Origin of the sequence: Paralteromonas sediminis (genome assembly GCF_003820355.1) — a bacterium.
GTDB classification, from domain to species: Bacteria; Pseudomonadota; Gammaproteobacteria; order Enterobacterales; family Alteromonadaceae; genus Alteromonas_F; species Alteromonas_F sediminis.
On record NZ_RPOK01000003.1, the window covers coordinates 582998 to 598301 of the forward strand.

Annotated in this window: 18 protein-coding genes; 1 reads left to right on the forward strand and 17 read right to left on the reverse strand. The window is 44.4% G+C overall.

Annotated elements, in window-relative coordinates; genetic code table 11:
- Positions 1-7: 7 nt before the first annotated feature.
- Positions 8-559, forward strand: a complete 552-nt coding sequence (locus tag DRW07_RS11780) for a YkvA family protein (protein WP_124028108.1) — start codon at positions 8-10, stop codon at positions 557-559.
- A 197-nt stretch (positions 560-756) separates the two neighbouring features.
- Here DRW07_RS11780 and DRW07_RS11785 read toward each other — a convergent pair whose 3' ends face one another.
- The 17 genes from DRW07_RS11785 to mioC all read right to left on the reverse strand — a co-directional run bounded on the left by DRW07_RS11785 (position 757) and on the right by mioC (position 15304).
- The gene (locus DRW07_RS11785) at positions 757-1173 is read right to left on the reverse strand and encodes a F0F1 ATP synthase subunit epsilon (protein ID WP_124028109.1); all 417 of its coding nucleotides are present in this window, start codon (positions 1171-1173) and stop codon (positions 757-759) included.
- Between the two features lie 34 nt (positions 1174-1207).
- Positions 1208-2593 carry a F0F1 ATP synthase subunit beta gene (gene atpD / locus DRW07_RS11790; RefSeq protein ID WP_124028110.1) on the reverse strand — a complete coding sequence of 462 codons (1386 nt, stop codon included), beginning with the start codon at positions 2591-2593 and terminating at the stop codon, positions 1208-1210.
- 32 nt (positions 2594-2625) lie between these two features.
- A complete protein-coding gene (gene atpG, locus DRW07_RS11795) occupies positions 2626-3486 on the reverse strand; it encodes a F0F1 ATP synthase subunit gamma (RefSeq protein WP_124028111.1) in 861 nt (286 codons plus the stop codon).
- Positions 3487-3514: 28 nt separating this feature from the next.
- Positions 3515-5056 (reverse strand): F0F1 ATP synthase subunit alpha, encoded by a 1542-nt coding sequence (atpA, locus tag DRW07_RS11800; protein WP_124028112.1) that lies wholly within the window; start codon positions 5054-5056, stop codon positions 3515-3517.
- A 14-nt stretch (positions 5057-5070) separates the two neighbouring features.
- Complete coding sequence (gene atpH / locus DRW07_RS11805; RefSeq protein WP_124028113.1) at positions 5071-5604, reverse strand: F0F1 ATP synthase subunit delta; 534 nt, start codon at positions 5602-5604, stop codon at positions 5071-5073.
- Positions 5605-5618: 14 nt separating this feature from the next.
- Positions 5619-6089 (reverse strand): F0F1 ATP synthase subunit B, encoded by a 471-nt coding sequence (gene atpF / locus DRW07_RS11810; RefSeq protein ID WP_124028114.1) that lies wholly within the window; start codon positions 6087-6089, stop codon positions 5619-5621.
- 40 nt (positions 6090-6129) lie between these two features.
- Positions 6130-6351: a F0F1 ATP synthase subunit C gene (gene atpE, locus DRW07_RS11815; protein ID WP_124028115.1), complete on the reverse strand. Its 222-nt coding sequence runs from the start codon at positions 6349-6351 to the stop codon at positions 6130-6132.
- A gap of 47 nt (positions 6352-6398) precedes the next feature.
- Positions 6399-7229, reverse strand: coding sequence for a F0F1 ATP synthase subunit A (atpB, locus tag DRW07_RS11820; RefSeq protein WP_124028116.1), 831 nt, complete (start codon positions 7227-7229; stop codon positions 6399-6401).
- A gap of 44 nt (positions 7230-7273) precedes the next feature.
- Positions 7274-7672 (reverse strand): ATP synthase subunit I, encoded by a 399-nt coding sequence (locus DRW07_RS11825; RefSeq protein WP_165870484.1) that lies wholly within the window; start codon positions 7670-7672, stop codon positions 7274-7276.
- Between the two features lie 178 nt (positions 7673-7850).
- On the reverse strand, positions 7851-8744 hold the full coding sequence (locus DRW07_RS11830) for a ParB/RepB/Spo0J family partition protein (protein WP_124028118.1): 894 nt from the start codon (positions 8742-8744) through the stop codon (positions 7851-7853).
- Between the two features lie 26 nt (positions 8745-8770).
- A complete protein-coding gene (locus tag DRW07_RS11835) occupies positions 8771-9565 on the reverse strand; it encodes a ParA family protein (protein ID WP_124028119.1) in 795 nt (264 codons plus the stop codon).
- A 10-nt stretch (positions 9566-9575) separates the two neighbouring features.
- Positions 9576-10217, reverse strand: a complete 642-nt coding sequence (gene rsmG / locus DRW07_RS11840) for a 16S rRNA (guanine(527)-N(7))-methyltransferase RsmG (RefSeq protein WP_124028120.1) — start codon at positions 10215-10217, stop codon at positions 9576-9578.
- A complete protein-coding gene (gene mnmG, locus DRW07_RS11845; RefSeq protein ID WP_124028121.1) occupies positions 10217-12121 on the reverse strand; it encodes a tRNA uridine-5-carboxymethylaminomethyl(34) synthesis enzyme MnmG in 1905 nt (634 codons plus the stop codon). The genes rsmG and mnmG overlap by 1 nt, the downstream gene beginning before the upstream one ends.
- Positions 12122-12558: 437 nt before the next feature.
- Positions 12559-13326 carry a DUF4097 family beta strand repeat-containing protein gene (locus DRW07_RS11850; protein ID WP_165870485.1) on the reverse strand — a complete coding sequence of 256 codons (768 nt, stop codon included), beginning with the start codon at positions 13324-13326 and terminating at the stop codon, positions 12559-12561.
- Positions 13327-13392: 66 nt separating this feature from the next.
- Positions 13393-14208, reverse strand: a complete 816-nt coding sequence (locus DRW07_RS11855; RefSeq protein WP_124028123.1) for an ATP-binding protein — start codon at positions 14206-14208, stop codon at positions 13393-13395.
- An 8-nt stretch (positions 14209-14216) separates the two neighbouring features.
- Positions 14217-14870 (reverse strand): DnaT-like ssDNA-binding domain-containing protein, encoded by a 654-nt coding sequence (locus tag DRW07_RS11860; protein ID WP_124028124.1) that lies wholly within the window; start codon positions 14868-14870, stop codon positions 14217-14219.
- A 5-nt stretch (positions 14871-14875) separates the two neighbouring features.
- Positions 14876-15304 (reverse strand): FMN-binding protein MioC, encoded by a 429-nt coding sequence (mioC, locus tag DRW07_RS11865; protein ID WP_124028125.1) that lies wholly within the window; start codon positions 15302-15304, stop codon positions 14876-14878.

Below are 15304 nucleotides of genomic sequence, written 5' to 3' on the forward strand. Positions count from 1 at the left end.
TATCACTATGTCTATTCAAGTAAGTTTTGAGCTTTCAGACAATGATCTGGAGCACTTCCGCACTATGATGAAAACTGCCGTTGAGAATGCGAGCAGCTATTCAGAGCAAGAGGTGCTGTCACGTGCAATTGCGGCATGTAACGAAATGAAACAGGCTGATCTACCGGATTTTGTCGCAAAGCGAATGCATTCACTTGAAGCACTGATAGCGGCAGTTCAGGATGTTGAATGGCAAATGCCTGATGATGAGAAAAAAGAAGTATTGTCTTCTCTGGCGTATTTTTGCGAACCGCAAGACTTGGTGCCAGACCATATACCGGTACTTGGATATGTTGATGATGCCATTATGATCGAGCTTGTTATAGTTGATATGTCACTCGACTTGGATGCTTACGAAGAGTTTTGTAGCTTCCGTAAGACCGAAGAAAATCGTCGTGGTGATGCTGCTAATGTTGATAGAGAGAGCTGGCTTGCCAGCACCAGAAATCAAATCAGATCAAGTATGCGTAAAAAGCGTAAATCTGGAACAAGACGACGGGTATTTGGACGTATAATGTAAACTGCCGTTTTCAAATAAAGAGCCCCTAAAAGGGGCTTTTTTTGTGCAGAACAGAGTTCTATTTGTAAATACTTACTTACTTTAAATGACATTTATATAATGACTAAAATTAAATTTATATTTGTATAAATCACAGCCATCACACAGACAAAAAAAAACCTCCAAATGGAGGCTTTTTTAAAACGTTTAGCATGTTGCTATTTGCGTAGCTTTTGAATAAGACGAAGTTGTGCAATAGCTTCTGCAAGCTGTTGCGCCGCCTCGGCATAATCAAAATCAGCACCTGCATTGGCAATGTGTTCTTCTGCTTGACGTTTAGCATCTTCAGCCGCTTTTTCATCAAGGTCAGCCGCTCTAACTGCGGTATCTGCCAATACTGTTACTGTGCCGGGCTGTACTTCAAGTACACCACCAGCTACGTAAATAACTTCCTCTTCGCCACCTTGTTTAACCAAGCGCACCATACCGGGCTTGATTGGCGTAAGAAGAGGGGCGTGACCTGGATAAATCCCCAGTTCACCTTCGCTGCCTGACACCTGAATAGTTTCAACGCGACCAGAGAATAACTTTTCCTCTGCACTCACTACATCAAGATGTGTTGTCATAGCTGCCATATACCCTCCATCAGTCAACTGATGAACCGTTAAATTAAGCCTTCTTCGCTTTTTCTAACGCTTCGTCGATTGAACCTACCATGTAGAAGGCTTGCTCTGGCAAACTGTCGTAGTCGCCAGCCAAGATACCTTTAAAGCCACTTATAGTATCTTTCAAAGATACGTACTTACCAGGTGCTCCAGTAAAGACTTCCGCTACGAAGAATGGCTGCGATAAGAAACGCTGAATTTTACGTGCGCGCGATACCGTCTGCTTATCTTCTTCAGAAAGCTCATCCATACCCAAAATAGCAATGATGTCTTTAAGCTCTTTGTAACGCTGCAAGGTAGTTTGAACACCTTGTGCTACGTCATAGTGCTCTTGACCAACTACGAGCGGATCAAGCTGACGAGACGTTGAATCTAATGGGTCAACCGCAGGGTAGATACCCAAAGACGCGATGTCACGAGAAAGTACAACCGTTGCATCCAAATGAGCAAACGTAGTAGCTGGTGACGGGTCAGTCAAGTCATCCGCAGGTACGTATACCGCTTGGATAGATGTGATTGAACCTGTCTTCGTTGACGTAATACGCTCCTGTAGTACACCCATCTCTTCTGCAAGAGTAGGCTGATAACCTACCGCTGAAGGCATACGACCTAGAAGTGCAGATACCTCTGTACCGGCAAGCGTGTAACGGTAGATGTTATCTACGAAGAAAAGAACGTCACGACCTTCGTCACGGAATTTTTCAGCCATAGTCAAACCTGTCAACGCTACGCGTAGGCGGTTTCCTGGTGGCTCGTTCATCTGACCGTAAACCAGTGATACTTTATCGAGTACGTTAGATTCGTTCATTTCATGATAGAAGTCGTTACCCTCACGAGTACGCTCACCAACACCAGCGAAAACTGAGTAACCGCTGTGTTCGATTGCGATGTTACGGATAAGCTCCATCATGTTTACGGTTTTACCAACACCGGCTCCACCGAACAAACCAACTTTACCACCCTTAGCAAACGGGCAGACCAAGTCGATTACTTTTATGCCTGTCTCTAGCAACTCAACAGAGCTTGATTGCTCTTCGTAGCTTGGCGCCTCGCGGTGAATAGCCATACGCTCTTCTTCACCGATAGGGCCCGCTTCATCGATTGGGTTACCTAAAACATCCATAATGCGACCAAGGGTCGCTTTACCTACAGGAACATTAATAGGTGCACCTGTATTTTCAACTTTCAAACCACGACGTAGACCGTCAGTAGTACCGAGTGCGATACCACGTACTACGCCGCCGCCTAATTGTTGTTGCACTTCGAGGGTCAGGCCCTCTAGGTCACCTTCCGTGACTCTTAGTGCGTCATATACTCTTGGTACTTCGTTTTGTGGGAACTCGATGTCCACAACGGCACCAATGATTTGGACGACCTTACCTTGACTCATAATTAGTCCTCGTTAACTCTCTAAACCTATGCCTATACCGCTGCCGCGCCACCAACGATTTCGCTGATTTCTTGCGTAATCGCTGCCTGTCGCGCTTTGTTGTATACCAGTTGCAGATCATCTATCAGGTTGCCCGCATTATCGGTTGCTGCTTTCATTGCAACCATACGCGCCGCTTGTTCAGACGCAGCGTTTTCAACCACACCCTGATAAACTTGAGACTCGATATAACGCACCATCAACGCTTCCAAAATTGGCTGCGGATCGGGTTCGTATAAATAGTCCCAACTGTGTTTACGATCTAGCTCTTCTGACTTAGGCAGAGGAAGTAATTGATTGATCACTGGCTCTTGCGCCATGGTGTTGACAAACTTGTTATAAACCAAATATATACGGTCAAGTTCACCTTTGTCGAACGCGTCTAACATCACGCGAACAACACCGACTACATCACTGACATGGGGCGAATCGCCCAAACCAGATTCAGCAGCCATAACAGAACCACCAAAGCGGTTGAAAAACGTTACCGCTTTTGAACCCAATGCAGCAAAATCTACCCCAACACCTTTTTCTTTCCATTCCTGAATTTGCTGGGCTACCAGCTTGAATTCATTGGTATTGAGGCCACCACAAAGACCACGGTCAGTGGAAATCACAATATAACCAACACGCTTAACCTCGCGCTCTTCTAAATAAGAATGGCGATATTCAAGGTTAGCGTTAGCAATGTGACCAATCACTTTAAGCATACTTTCTGCGTATGGACGGCCTGAGGCCATGCGTTCCTGCGCCTTTTTCATTTTAGACGCAGCAACCATTTCCATCGCACTGGTAATCTTTTGAGTATTCTTGATACTCCCAATTTTACCTTTTATCTCTTTGCCGCTGGCCATGATTTACTCTCCAGTTACTAAACGGTTATTACCACGTTTGCGTAGACTTGAATGTATTAAGCGCATCGCTTAACTGAGTTTCAATGTCTTTGTCGTAGTTACCCGTTTCGTTGATAGAGTTCATCAAAGCAGCGTGCTCATCGTTCATGTAAGAGTGAAGTGCTGCTTCAAAATCAAGGATCTTGTTTAGCTCTACATCTTTCAAGAAGCCTTTCTCAACTGCGAACAATGATACAGCCATGTCTGCAACACTCAGTGGTGCATACTGATTCTGTTTCATTAGCTCTGTAACACGCTCACCGTGCTCAAGCTGTTCACGCGTTGCATCGTCAAGGTCAGAGGCAAACTGTGAGAACGCCGCCAATTCACGATACTGAGCCAAGGCCAAACGAATACCACCACCAAGCTTCTTGATGATCTTAGTCTGTGCAGCACCACCAACACGCGATACGGAGATACCGGCGTTAACAGCAGGACGGATACCCGCGTTAAACAAGTCAGTTTCCAAGAAGATCTGACCGTCGGTAATTGAAATCACGTTAGTCGGTACGAACGCAGAAACGTCACCCGCTTGCGTTTCGATGATAGGCAAAGCAGTTAACGACCCAGTTTGTCCCTTCACTTCACCTTTGGTGTAACGCTCAACATACATTTCGTTTACGCGAGCAGCACGTTCTAGTAGACGTGAGTGAAGATAGAAAACGTCACCAGGATAAGCTTCACGACCAGGTGGGCGCTTAAGTAGCAATGAAATTTGACGATAAGCAACCGCTTGCTTAGACAAATCATCATATACGATTAGTGCATCTTCACCGCGGTCACGGAAGTACTCACCCATAGTACATCCTGAGTAAGGTGCGAGGTACTGAAGTGCTGCTGATTCAGAAGCAGATGCTGCTACCACGATAGTGTGGGCCAAAGCACCATGCTCTTCTAGCTTGCGCACTACGTTAGCGATTGTAGACGCTTTTTGGCCAACCGCTACATAAACACATTTAACACCTGTGCCTTTCTGGTTGATGATTGCATCTACCGCTAGGGCAGTTTTACCTGTTTGACGGTCACCGATAACCAACTCACGCTGACCACGACCGATTGGGATCATAGAGTCAACAGACTTATAACCAGTTTGAACTGGTTGGTCTACCGATTGACGCTCGATAACACCTGGTGCGATTTTTTCTACTGGTTCGAAACCATCAGCTTCAATCGCGCCTTTGCCGTCGATTGGCGCACCTAGTGTGTTTACAACACGACCCAATAGGCCACGGCCTACAGGAACTTCAAGGATACGACCAGTAGAGGTTACTTTTGTGCCTTCCTGAAGGTCAGCATAGGGCCCCATAACAACCGCACCCACTGAGTTACGCTCTAGGTTAAGCGCAATCGCATAGCGGCTGCCAGGTAGTTCAATCATTTCACCTTGCATCACATCTGCAAGGCCATGGATACGGATAATACCGTCAGTCACACCAACGATGGTCCCTTCGTTTCGGGCCTCGCTTGTGACGTCGAACTGTTCAATTCGTTTTTTGATCAGTTCAGCAATTTCTGTGGAATTAAGTTGCATGCTCTTTATCCCCGTTATGCTTGCAACGCGTCTGATAGACGGCTCAGCTTAGATTTAATTGAACCATCGATAACAGTGTCACCTGCTTTGATCACCATACCGGCAACCAATGAGGCATCAACGTTACAATGAAGAATCACTTTTCGTGCCAATCGTTTTTCAAGCGATACACTCAATTCTGCTTGCTGCTTTTCGGACAGCTCGACAGCAGAGGTAACATCAACTTCAATCTGTTTTTCATATTCCGCTTTGAGCGTATTAAAGAAGACTGAAATTTCTGGTAAAGCTTGTAAACGTTGGTTCTCTGCCAACACCTTAATAAGGTTTTGGCCATACTCATCGAGTTGTTCACCACAGATATTAATAAATACCTGTGCGAGCTGTTCAGGCGCTAATCCACTAGTGAGGATATTTTGCATTTGTTCGTTTGCAGATACTTCTCCTGCAAAAAACAACATGGCCTGCCACTGCTCAACCGTGTTCTTCTCGACAGCAAAATCGAACGCCGCTTTAGCGTAGGGGCGAGCAACCGTTGTCAATTCAGACATGGCTCATCTCCTCATTAAAGCTCAGCGACAAGTTTTTCAACAATGTCACTTTGCGCGTTAGCATCGATTTCACGTTTGAGGATTTGCTCAGCGCCTGTTACTGCAAGTGCAGCAACCTGCTTGCGCAATTCCTCTTTGGCACGATTGCGTTCAGCTTCAATTTCAGCATGACCTTGCGCGATAATTTTTTCACGTTCGGATTGACCACGTTGCGTTTCTTCGTCAACAAGTTTGTTGGCGCGCTTTTTGGCCTGCTCAATAATTTCTGCTGCCTGTGCTTTCGCTTCTTTCAACTGGTCAGTCGCTTTTTGCTGAGCAAGTTCTAAGTCTTTCTCAGCACGATCTGACGCAGCAAGCCCATCAGCAATTTTTTTCTGACGCTCTTCGATTGCAGACATTAATTGCGGCCATACGTAATTCATGCAGAACCACACGAAAAAAACGAAAGCAATTAATTGTCCAATTAGAGTGGCGTTAAAGTTCACGTCCGCTCCTCCTATTGATAGTTCGCTTCAAATGTATGTGTTATGCGCCAACAGCGAAAAGCATATACAAAGCGATACCAACACCAATCATAGCGATCGCATCGATAAGACCAGCAACGATAAACATTTTAACCTGTAGTTGTGGTGCAAGTTCAGGTTGACGAGCCGAAGACTCAAGGAATTTACCACCAAGTAGACCAAAACCAATAGCCGTACCTAGTGCGCCCAATCCCAAGATGATTGCAACAGCGATGTATAACATAATGTTCTCCGAATGAAGTAAGTTAAGTTAAAAAGTAAAGTTATAAATTAGTGTTCTTCTGTAGCCATACTCAAATACACGATGGTCAACATCATGAATATGAATGCCTGCAACGGAAGAATCAGTAAGTGGAATGCTGCCCATACAAAATGTACTGGCAACTGGAAAAAGCCAATTGTTGCGATAAGTATGAATATCAACTCACTCGCGTACAAGTTACCAAACAAACGCAATGACAATGACAATGGACGCGCCAATAGCGTGACCAATTCAATGACAAAGTTGAAGGGGATCATTGACCAGTGTGGTAATGGTTGTAACGTAAGTTCTTTAGTAAAACCAACTACGCCTTTTGTTTTAAGGCTGTAAAAGATAATTAATACAAAAACGCCTATTGATAGAGCGAAGGTGACGTTAAGGCTCGTTGTTGGCACGACTTTCATGTAAACGTCAGCAGGGTCCATGCCAAACGCATGTTGTCCGATCAAACCCGCAATCCAGGGAAGTAAATCGACCGGCACCAAATCCATAAGGTTCATCAGCAATACCCATACAAAGATGGTTAGCGCTAAAGGCGCGATAAGTTTGCTTTTACCGTGGAAAGAGCTTTTAACGTTGTCGTCAACAAATTCAAAGACCATTTCAACAAAGGCCTGGGTTTTACCCGGTACGCCTGTTGTCGCCTTTTTTGCCACGCGACGGAAGATAAAAATAAAGAGAAGACCTAAACCTATAGACCAGGCCAAGGTGTCAACATTCCACTGCCAAAAACCTGCATCAGCACACGCTTTATTGAACGCTATACCGTTCTCAGTCGAGCACATCGCCGCATTGGTTAAATGGTGGTTAATGTAGTCTTGAGTGGTGTCATATGCCATTTCATTAAACCCAAATTTTAAATTGAAACTTGTCGCGTTTCGGATTAGCCCTTTGACGTTGAGCTTAGCCAAAACATAACCATCCAGTGGATGGCAACGGCCGCTACAAATCCTGCGATAACAGGAAGGGGAGACAAGCTCAACCCAATAAAAGCAACCGCGAATAAACCGCATGTCAGCGCCAATTTGATGCGTAGGCCCTGACTAAAACTGTGCTCGACCATTCTTGACTGTCGAGCCCCTGAAAATCGAAATGCAAAGAAAGAAAACACGGCGTTAGGAAGAATGCTGGTGAATGCGCCGAGTGCAACTGAAGCGCCTGCGAGGGCACCAAAAAGTAGGGTTGCAAGAGACACAAGTACCGCTGAGAACGCTAACTGAAGGACTAATCCTTTTTTCGCGATCTTTTTACCTGCCGCTATGGATTTTAGTGTCCCAGTCAATTTCGGGTTTTTTCTCTTTTTTAAAAGCGACAGAAGTATACTGTTTTACCGATTTTTTTCAACTATTACGGCCTACAACTGCAGTTGGATGCCTAAAAAATATTTATTTTTATCAATAATCACTGGTTTGAGGATATATTTTCAGCAAAGGCCTGAAAAATCGCTCCAAACAGGATAATTAATCCAACGGAAAATGACGCAAAATACCGTCAAGCTGATCTAGGTCATTGAACGAAATAGTTAGCTTTCCTTTGCCCTTAACATTGTGATCTATCGCCACGGCTGCGCCGAGTCGCTCGGCCAAGGTCTCAGTTAACCGCTTTACATCTGGATCAATGGCTTTCGGGGCTTTCTCAGGTGCAGGTTCAAGGACTTTTTTTACAAGTTTTTCAGTGTCTCGTACTGTCAGCCCTTTGTTGGAAACCGTATGTGCCGTCTCTGACTGTGCATCACCGCTTAGTGCTAGTAGAGCTCTGGCATGGCCCATTTCAATATCACCATATTCAAGCAATTTTTTTACATCATCGTTTAGGTTGTTCAACCTAAGCAGGTTAGTTACCGTTGTACGCGATTTGCCAACAGCTTCGGCTACTTCCATATGCGTCAAAGCAAACTCATTCATTAGCCTTTCTAGGGCCTGAGCTTCTTCCATGGCATTGAGGTCTTCCCGCTGTATATTTTCAATCAGCGCAATGGCTACAGCGGCTTCGTCAGGTACCGCTTTTACTAAGCAGGGAACCACATCTAACTCTGCAAGCTGCGAAGCTCGCCAACGCCTTTCTCCGGCAATGATTTCGTACTTGTCTTCTGAAATGGGGCGCACCACGATAGGTTGGATAACACCCTGAGACCGAATGGAAGAAGCCAATTCATCTAACGCTTCGGGGGACATGTCTTTGCGCGGTTGATATTTGCCAGGTGTAAGAAACTCAATAGGAAGTTTTTTGAGCTCATTGGACGTGGCCTCTGTGCTCTCGTCAGCGACTGAATCAGAAAGACTGTCTGATTTCGCTTTACTGGTTGCCAACAAGGCATCTAACCCTCTACCCAAGCCTCGTTTCTTTGCTGACATGTGTTTCCTCTATTTCTTATTGTTAGTTAGCTGGCTTTTGCCGCGGCAGCTTGCTGACTGTTTCGTCGACGAAGAATTTCTCCCGCTAGTGACAAGTACGCTTTTGCACCTGTCGATGATTTGTCGTAATACATTGCAGGTGCTCCGAAACTAGGCGCTTCTGCCAGACGCACATTTCTGGGGATAACGGTACGATAAACTTGTTCGCCAAAATGACGTTTTAACTGCTCAGAGACATCATTTGCCAAGCGGTTACGCGGGTCGTACATAGTGCGCAACACACCCTCTATTTTTAAATTTGGATTAACCACTGAGGCCAGCTTCTGAATAGTATCCATTAATGCTGTTAACCCTTCCAATGCATAATATTCACACTGCATGGGAACCAGCACTGAATCGGCTGCCGCCAGTGCATTAACAGTAAGCTGATTTAACGAGGGCGGGCAGTCAATAAATATAAAGTCGTATTTGTCTTGCACCCCAGCAAGGGCATTACGAAGACGCACTTCGCGTGCAAACAGTTCCATTAATTTAATTTCAGCTGCGGTTACATCTCCATTGGCAGCAATAAGGTCATATTTTCCCGAGGTATTTTTAATAATGACCTCTTCCAAGGGCTTATCTTCTATCAACAGTTCATAACAGGTTGCGTCGACTTCGTATTTGTCGATACCGCTTCCCATTGTGGCATTGCCTTGTGGATCCAAGTCAATCAAGAGCACACGCCGTTTTGTCGCTGCCATAGACGCTGCAACATTTACAGCTGTGGTAGTTTTGCCTACACCACCTTTCTGGTTGGCTATTGCGATAATTTTTGCCACCGCTTCCCCACTATGTTTTTTTGATGACGACCAAATGACGTTGACCTTCTAACCCAGGTACTAATAGAGTTTCCGCTGTTTCAACAGTGAAATGTCCCGGTATCTGAGCTAACTCTTCTGAAGGTAGTTGACCTTTTAACGCAAAAAACGCGCCTTTTGAATCTACCAGATGTTCGCACCAGTGCAACATATCTTTTAATGAAGCGAACGCTCTGCTTAGTACTCCATCATAAACCTTTTCAGGGCAATGGTCTTCAACACGCGATTGAATGGGGAAAATGTTTTCAATTTTCATCTCATGCGCACATTGCTTCATAAATCGCACTCGCTTACCAAGGCTATCCAGAAGCGTGAATTGCGCATGTGGCATCATAATGGCCAGCGGGATCCCCGGCAAACCAGGCCCAGTACCTACGTCGATAAATCGGCTACCTTGCAAATAGGGCATAACAGCAACAGAATCCACAATATGCTTTGTTAGCATTGCTTCAGGCTCTCGGACTGACGTTAAATTATAGGCTTTGTTCCATTTATGGATCATGCACACATAATCGATCAGTTTCGCCTGCTGTGTCTCGCTAATACCAAAATCAAACTGACTCGCTGCCTGTTTTAGCTGACTTTCAAGCACTTCTCGGTTCAGTGCTGACATCAGGCAGTCTGCTTTTCTTGTTGTTTTCTCAAGAGCCCTTGTTTTTTCAAGTGAACAAGTAGCAACGATATTGCAGCAGGTGTAATGCCTGAAATACGTGACGCTTTGCCAATGGTTTCTGGTCTTGCATCGGTGAGTTTTGCTACGACTTCGTTGGAAAGACCCGAAATTGTACTGTAATCAAAATTGGCAGGAAGCAATGTGTTTTCATGCCGCTGCGTTTTGGCTATCTCATCCAGTTGTCGAGCAATGTAACCAGCATACTTAATTTGAATTTCAACCTGTTCTGCCGCCGCAGGATCCGCTATAGAAGGCCCCAATGAAGGAATAGAAGTCACCTTTTCATAGCTTAATTCTGGTCTTCTTATCAGCTCTTCAAGCGAATGCTCTCGCGTTATTGGATTTTTTATCAAAGGATTTAATTCCCCCACGGCAACGTGATCAGGGTGTACCCATTGACCGCGTAACCGCTGCATTTCTTTTTCGACAAGTTCGGCTTTAGCGTTAAATGCTGACCAGCGTTCGTCATCAACTAATCCAATCTTTCTACCCAGCTCGGTCAGGCGCGCGTCGGCGTTATCTTCACGCAATAGCAACCGATATTCTGCACGACTGGTGAACATTCGATAAGGCTCTTTTGTACCCATTGTGGCTAAGTCATCAATCAATACACCCATATACGCTTGATCGCGACGCAATTGAAGTGGTGCTTTTTCCATGACCTGTAACGCTGCATTGGCTCCTGCAATAAGACCTTGCGCGCCGGCCTCTTCATAGCCGGTTGTGCCGTTGATTTGTCCGGCAAAAAACAACCCCTGAATAAACTTTGTTTCTAAAGTTTGTTTAAGGTCACGAGGGTCAAAGAAATCGTATTCAATTGCGTAGCCTGGACGAACAATATGGGCGTTCTCAAACCCTTTAATGGACTGTATCAGAGCAACCTGAACATCAAACGGTAAGCTTGTGGAAATCCCATTAGGATAAACTTCCATGCTGTTGAGGCCTTCTGGCTCCACAAATATTTGATGTGATGTTTTATCGGCAAAACGAACAATTTTGTCTTCGATTGAAGGACAATATCTTGGACCTACCCCTTCGATGACACCCGTAAACATAGGAGATCGATCCAAACCACCACGAATGATCTCGTGAGTTTTCTCGTTTGTATGAGTGATGTAACACGGGATCTGCTTTGGATGATCATCACGGCTTCCCATAAATGAAAAAACCGGTGTGGGTGTATCGCCCGGTTGCTCCTGCATGGCTTGAAGGTTCAAAGAACGTATGTCCAATCTTGCTGGTGTACCTGTTTTCAGTCTATCCACACGAAATGGTAGGGCTCGCAATCGCTCAGCTAAAGCAATTGAGGGTGGATCACCGGCTCTGCCGCCTTTGTAGTTTTCCAAACCGATATGAATAGTTCCGCCTAAGAAGGTGCCTACGGTTAGTACTACGGTTTTGGCCCGAAATTTCAATCCCATTTGAGTAACAACACCCACAGCGCGATCGTTTTCAACAATCAGATCGTCACAGCTCTGTTGGAATAAGGTGAGGTTAGGTTGAGACTCTACTGTGGCTCTAATAGCATTTCTGTAAAGTGTTCTGTCGGCTTGCGCTCGCGTAGCACGCACGGCTGGGCCTTTGCTGGCATTGAGCGTTCTAAATTGGATGCCACCTTTGTCGATCGCTTTGGCCATTGCACCGCCAAGTGCATCGATCTCTTTTACCAAATGACCTTTACCAATACCACCGATCGCTGGATTACAGGACATTTGACCTATGGTATCCAGGTTATGCGTTAGTAACAGAGTGCTGCAGCCCATTCTTGCTGAAGCCAAGGCGGCTTCTGTGCCTGCATGCCCACCGCCAACAACAATGACATCAAAATGCTGGTGATAAAACATAAATAAACGCTCAAATAAAAAAGGTCGGATATTTTACAGGAGATCGGATCTATTTGGAATGACTCTTTGAAAACAGGATCAATGCCTTTTAAAAGAGGCATGCTTTATTATTTAAAAGGATCTCTAGAAATCTTTATTATTGATCTTATTAGTGATCGTATTTTCTGTTAATAAGCCTTGTTTAATTAATAAAATCAGTAGGTTAAAATTGTATAGATCAGTTTAAAACAGGGCTTGAAGCCTTTGTAATTCATGTGATTAACCTGTGATCTTATCCACATGATGGAAAACTGATCTTTTTGTTCAGTGTTTGATCACGGCTTATACACATTAATAAAGGCGGATCTATCCACAGCTGTTATGATCTTGTGCATGTTTTGGGGAAAAGTGGATAGCAGTCCCTAGAATTAGGACTGCGTGAATTGTGGATAGTGGCTTTATTTTTTATAAATGCTTACGCTTCCGCCGGAAGTACGAAGGTCAATTTGAGGACCACCACCATTTATTTGGCCGCGAATAGACTGTTTTTTAACCCTTCCATCAACCTCAAATTCACTTTTAACTCTTCCACCGCTGGTGCTGGCATCTATATCAATAGCAACATTTTCTGGAAATGATGCCCTTATAGAGCCACCTGATGTTGTCAAACTCGCGTTTTCAGAAGGTTGCTGAGCAAAGGTAACATCTATGCTGCCACCTGATGTATGGGCGTCAATCTCTCCATATATGTTGTCTGTTCTAATTGAGCCACCTGAGGTATGAAGGTCAATGTCTCCTATGATATCGCCGACAGAAATCGAGCCGCCTGACGTATTGGCTTCTACATTGCCTTCGAGGTCGTCTATGTCGATACTACCACCTGCGGTGCGTAGCGTTAGCTCAAAGTTTTTAGGCACGACAACATCAAACTTCACGTTTAAACCGTTCCAAGAATTGCGGTTTTCCTTTTCGCCAAGGACCACAATTTCATCGCCTCGCCTATCTACAGTGACAGTAAATTCATCCTCATGTTTACCACTTACATCAACATCAACAATAACGCTGTCTTCGTTATGTGTGCGAATTCTGATGCTGCCAGAATGTGTGGCTAAGTTAAGTTTTTCGCCGGGAGAAGCGTTAATAGTTTCATAAAAATCAGCGGCTAGGATTGTGCTGGCTGGTGTGGCTAAAGCAAAAATTATTGCGGTTTTTGTTAACAATTTCATTAGACTCTCCATGGTTGACACTAACTATGTCGCAATAGATGAAGAGAAAGTTTAAACGCTATTTTTTTATTTAACCTGGTTTGGCTGATAGCCCGATACACGTTGACCTTCGGGAATCTCTGGTACAACTTTCTGGCGTCTACTGGGTCCGCTGAAACGGACTTTGTAGGTATCATACTCTTTGATTGACTCAAAGCAGTATTGACCCAGCGCATGTTCCAGTTCAGCGAGATTGTGATTGGTGATTAAAATGCAGTTTTTATTGTCGGCTAGCCTTTGTCTTAATAGGTTTCCCAACCAGCTTTGTGCATTTTTTTTAAGTGTAGTTTCGTTAACACAAACTTCATCAAGAATAAGCAGATCAACATCAAGTAATTGTTGATAAGCGTTTCTAAATTTTTCGCCGATGTTGTCCTGTGAATTAAAATCGTACGCGGAATAACGCATTTCAAGCAATGTAGAAAGCTGCCGATAGAGCACACTGATTTCGTACTCTTCGATAAGTTGGTGCGCAATAGCACCTGCAATGTGGGACTTGCCGCGCCCATAATCACCGTAAAACAGCATCATATGTGAACCGCTTTCGCGCCAAGCTTTATCACTGTGAGCTGCTATAAAAGATTGGGCAATACTGTAGGCTTCCATGACATCTTGACTATCCTGTTCAAGGTTGGCAAATGTCCATTTAGGGTTGAGGTCTGACTGACCATAAATATTGTCTATACGTTTTATTTTTGCGCTTTGCTGAAGACGGGTAATATCATCATTGGCCTGTTGGTCATATACTTTACGCAGTGATCTGTAATCAAGTGGCTTGGTATCAATCACTGGTTTTCCAAGCGCTTTGGCCAGTTGGTCCAACTTATCTTTAATTGACTGCATAGGGTTATCTATCGCTTATCTTTTGCCTTTGAGTATTTTTCTACCAGCTTTTTAGCATTGTCATCGGCATCGACACTCGTTGTTGTGTTAACTATCTGGGTGCCTACGCGATTTACAGGTATCATACCTGAAGCAGTTCGATTTCGCTTTATTTGTTGTGCGAGTCGTTGTGTCCATTGATATTCAGTCAGTCTAATATCAGGTCTGCCGCGCCAATATGCCACAAATTCACCGATTTCTTCTGCTTTGGTAGTAGTGTCAATGACACCTATCATGCAAAGCAATTCTGTGAGTAATTCAGTATTTGGTTGCCAGTCAAACGTAATGGGACTGGCATTTTCATAAAGTCGGTCTTGGGTATTTGAGTGATTGACTACCATGGGCAGGTTAATGCTCTGACCATTTAGTGATGTTTCGATATCTTGCTGTGTGTTTAAAGTAACCAAACCGACCTGTGCGAGTTCTTTGACTAAACGATTTATTTGTCTGCCCCGATCAAGGTGTTTTTGTTTAGCGTTTATCGTTGCCAATATGGCTTTGTATTCCAATGGGCGGGACTCGCCTGTTTTTAGGTCTACATAAGGCCGCAAGCACAAACAATACAACACTCTTGCCTCGTTGCTTATAGGGCCTTGTAAAGCGCTGAGTTCCTCTGCGTGCATGGGATTTAAAATTTGTCCTTAAGCCATTCAACAGCAACATCTTCAGGAATAGGGTGTTGAAGTACATCTATATGTAACGGGGGATGAGTAATATTTGCCCCAGACGCTTTGAGTTTATCCTCGAGTGCGATTGCACCGAAGCAGTATGTGTCATAACTCGTATCGCCTAAGCCTATGATAGTTGCATTCAAACCACTCAGATCTTCGCTTTCCAGTCTTTTTGCAAAAGATTGGATATTGTCTGGGAGGTCGCCGGCACCGTGCGTTGAAGAGCACACTAACCAATGTGAATCCTGAGAAATATCGTCAAAGTCTGGCTCGAGATAAAGCGCGCTGTTATAGCCTTTTTCATCAAGAACTTCCTTAAGTGCTTCTGCAACATATTCAGTGGCACCAAGAACACTTCCCACAATGATAGATATTTGTTTTGACAC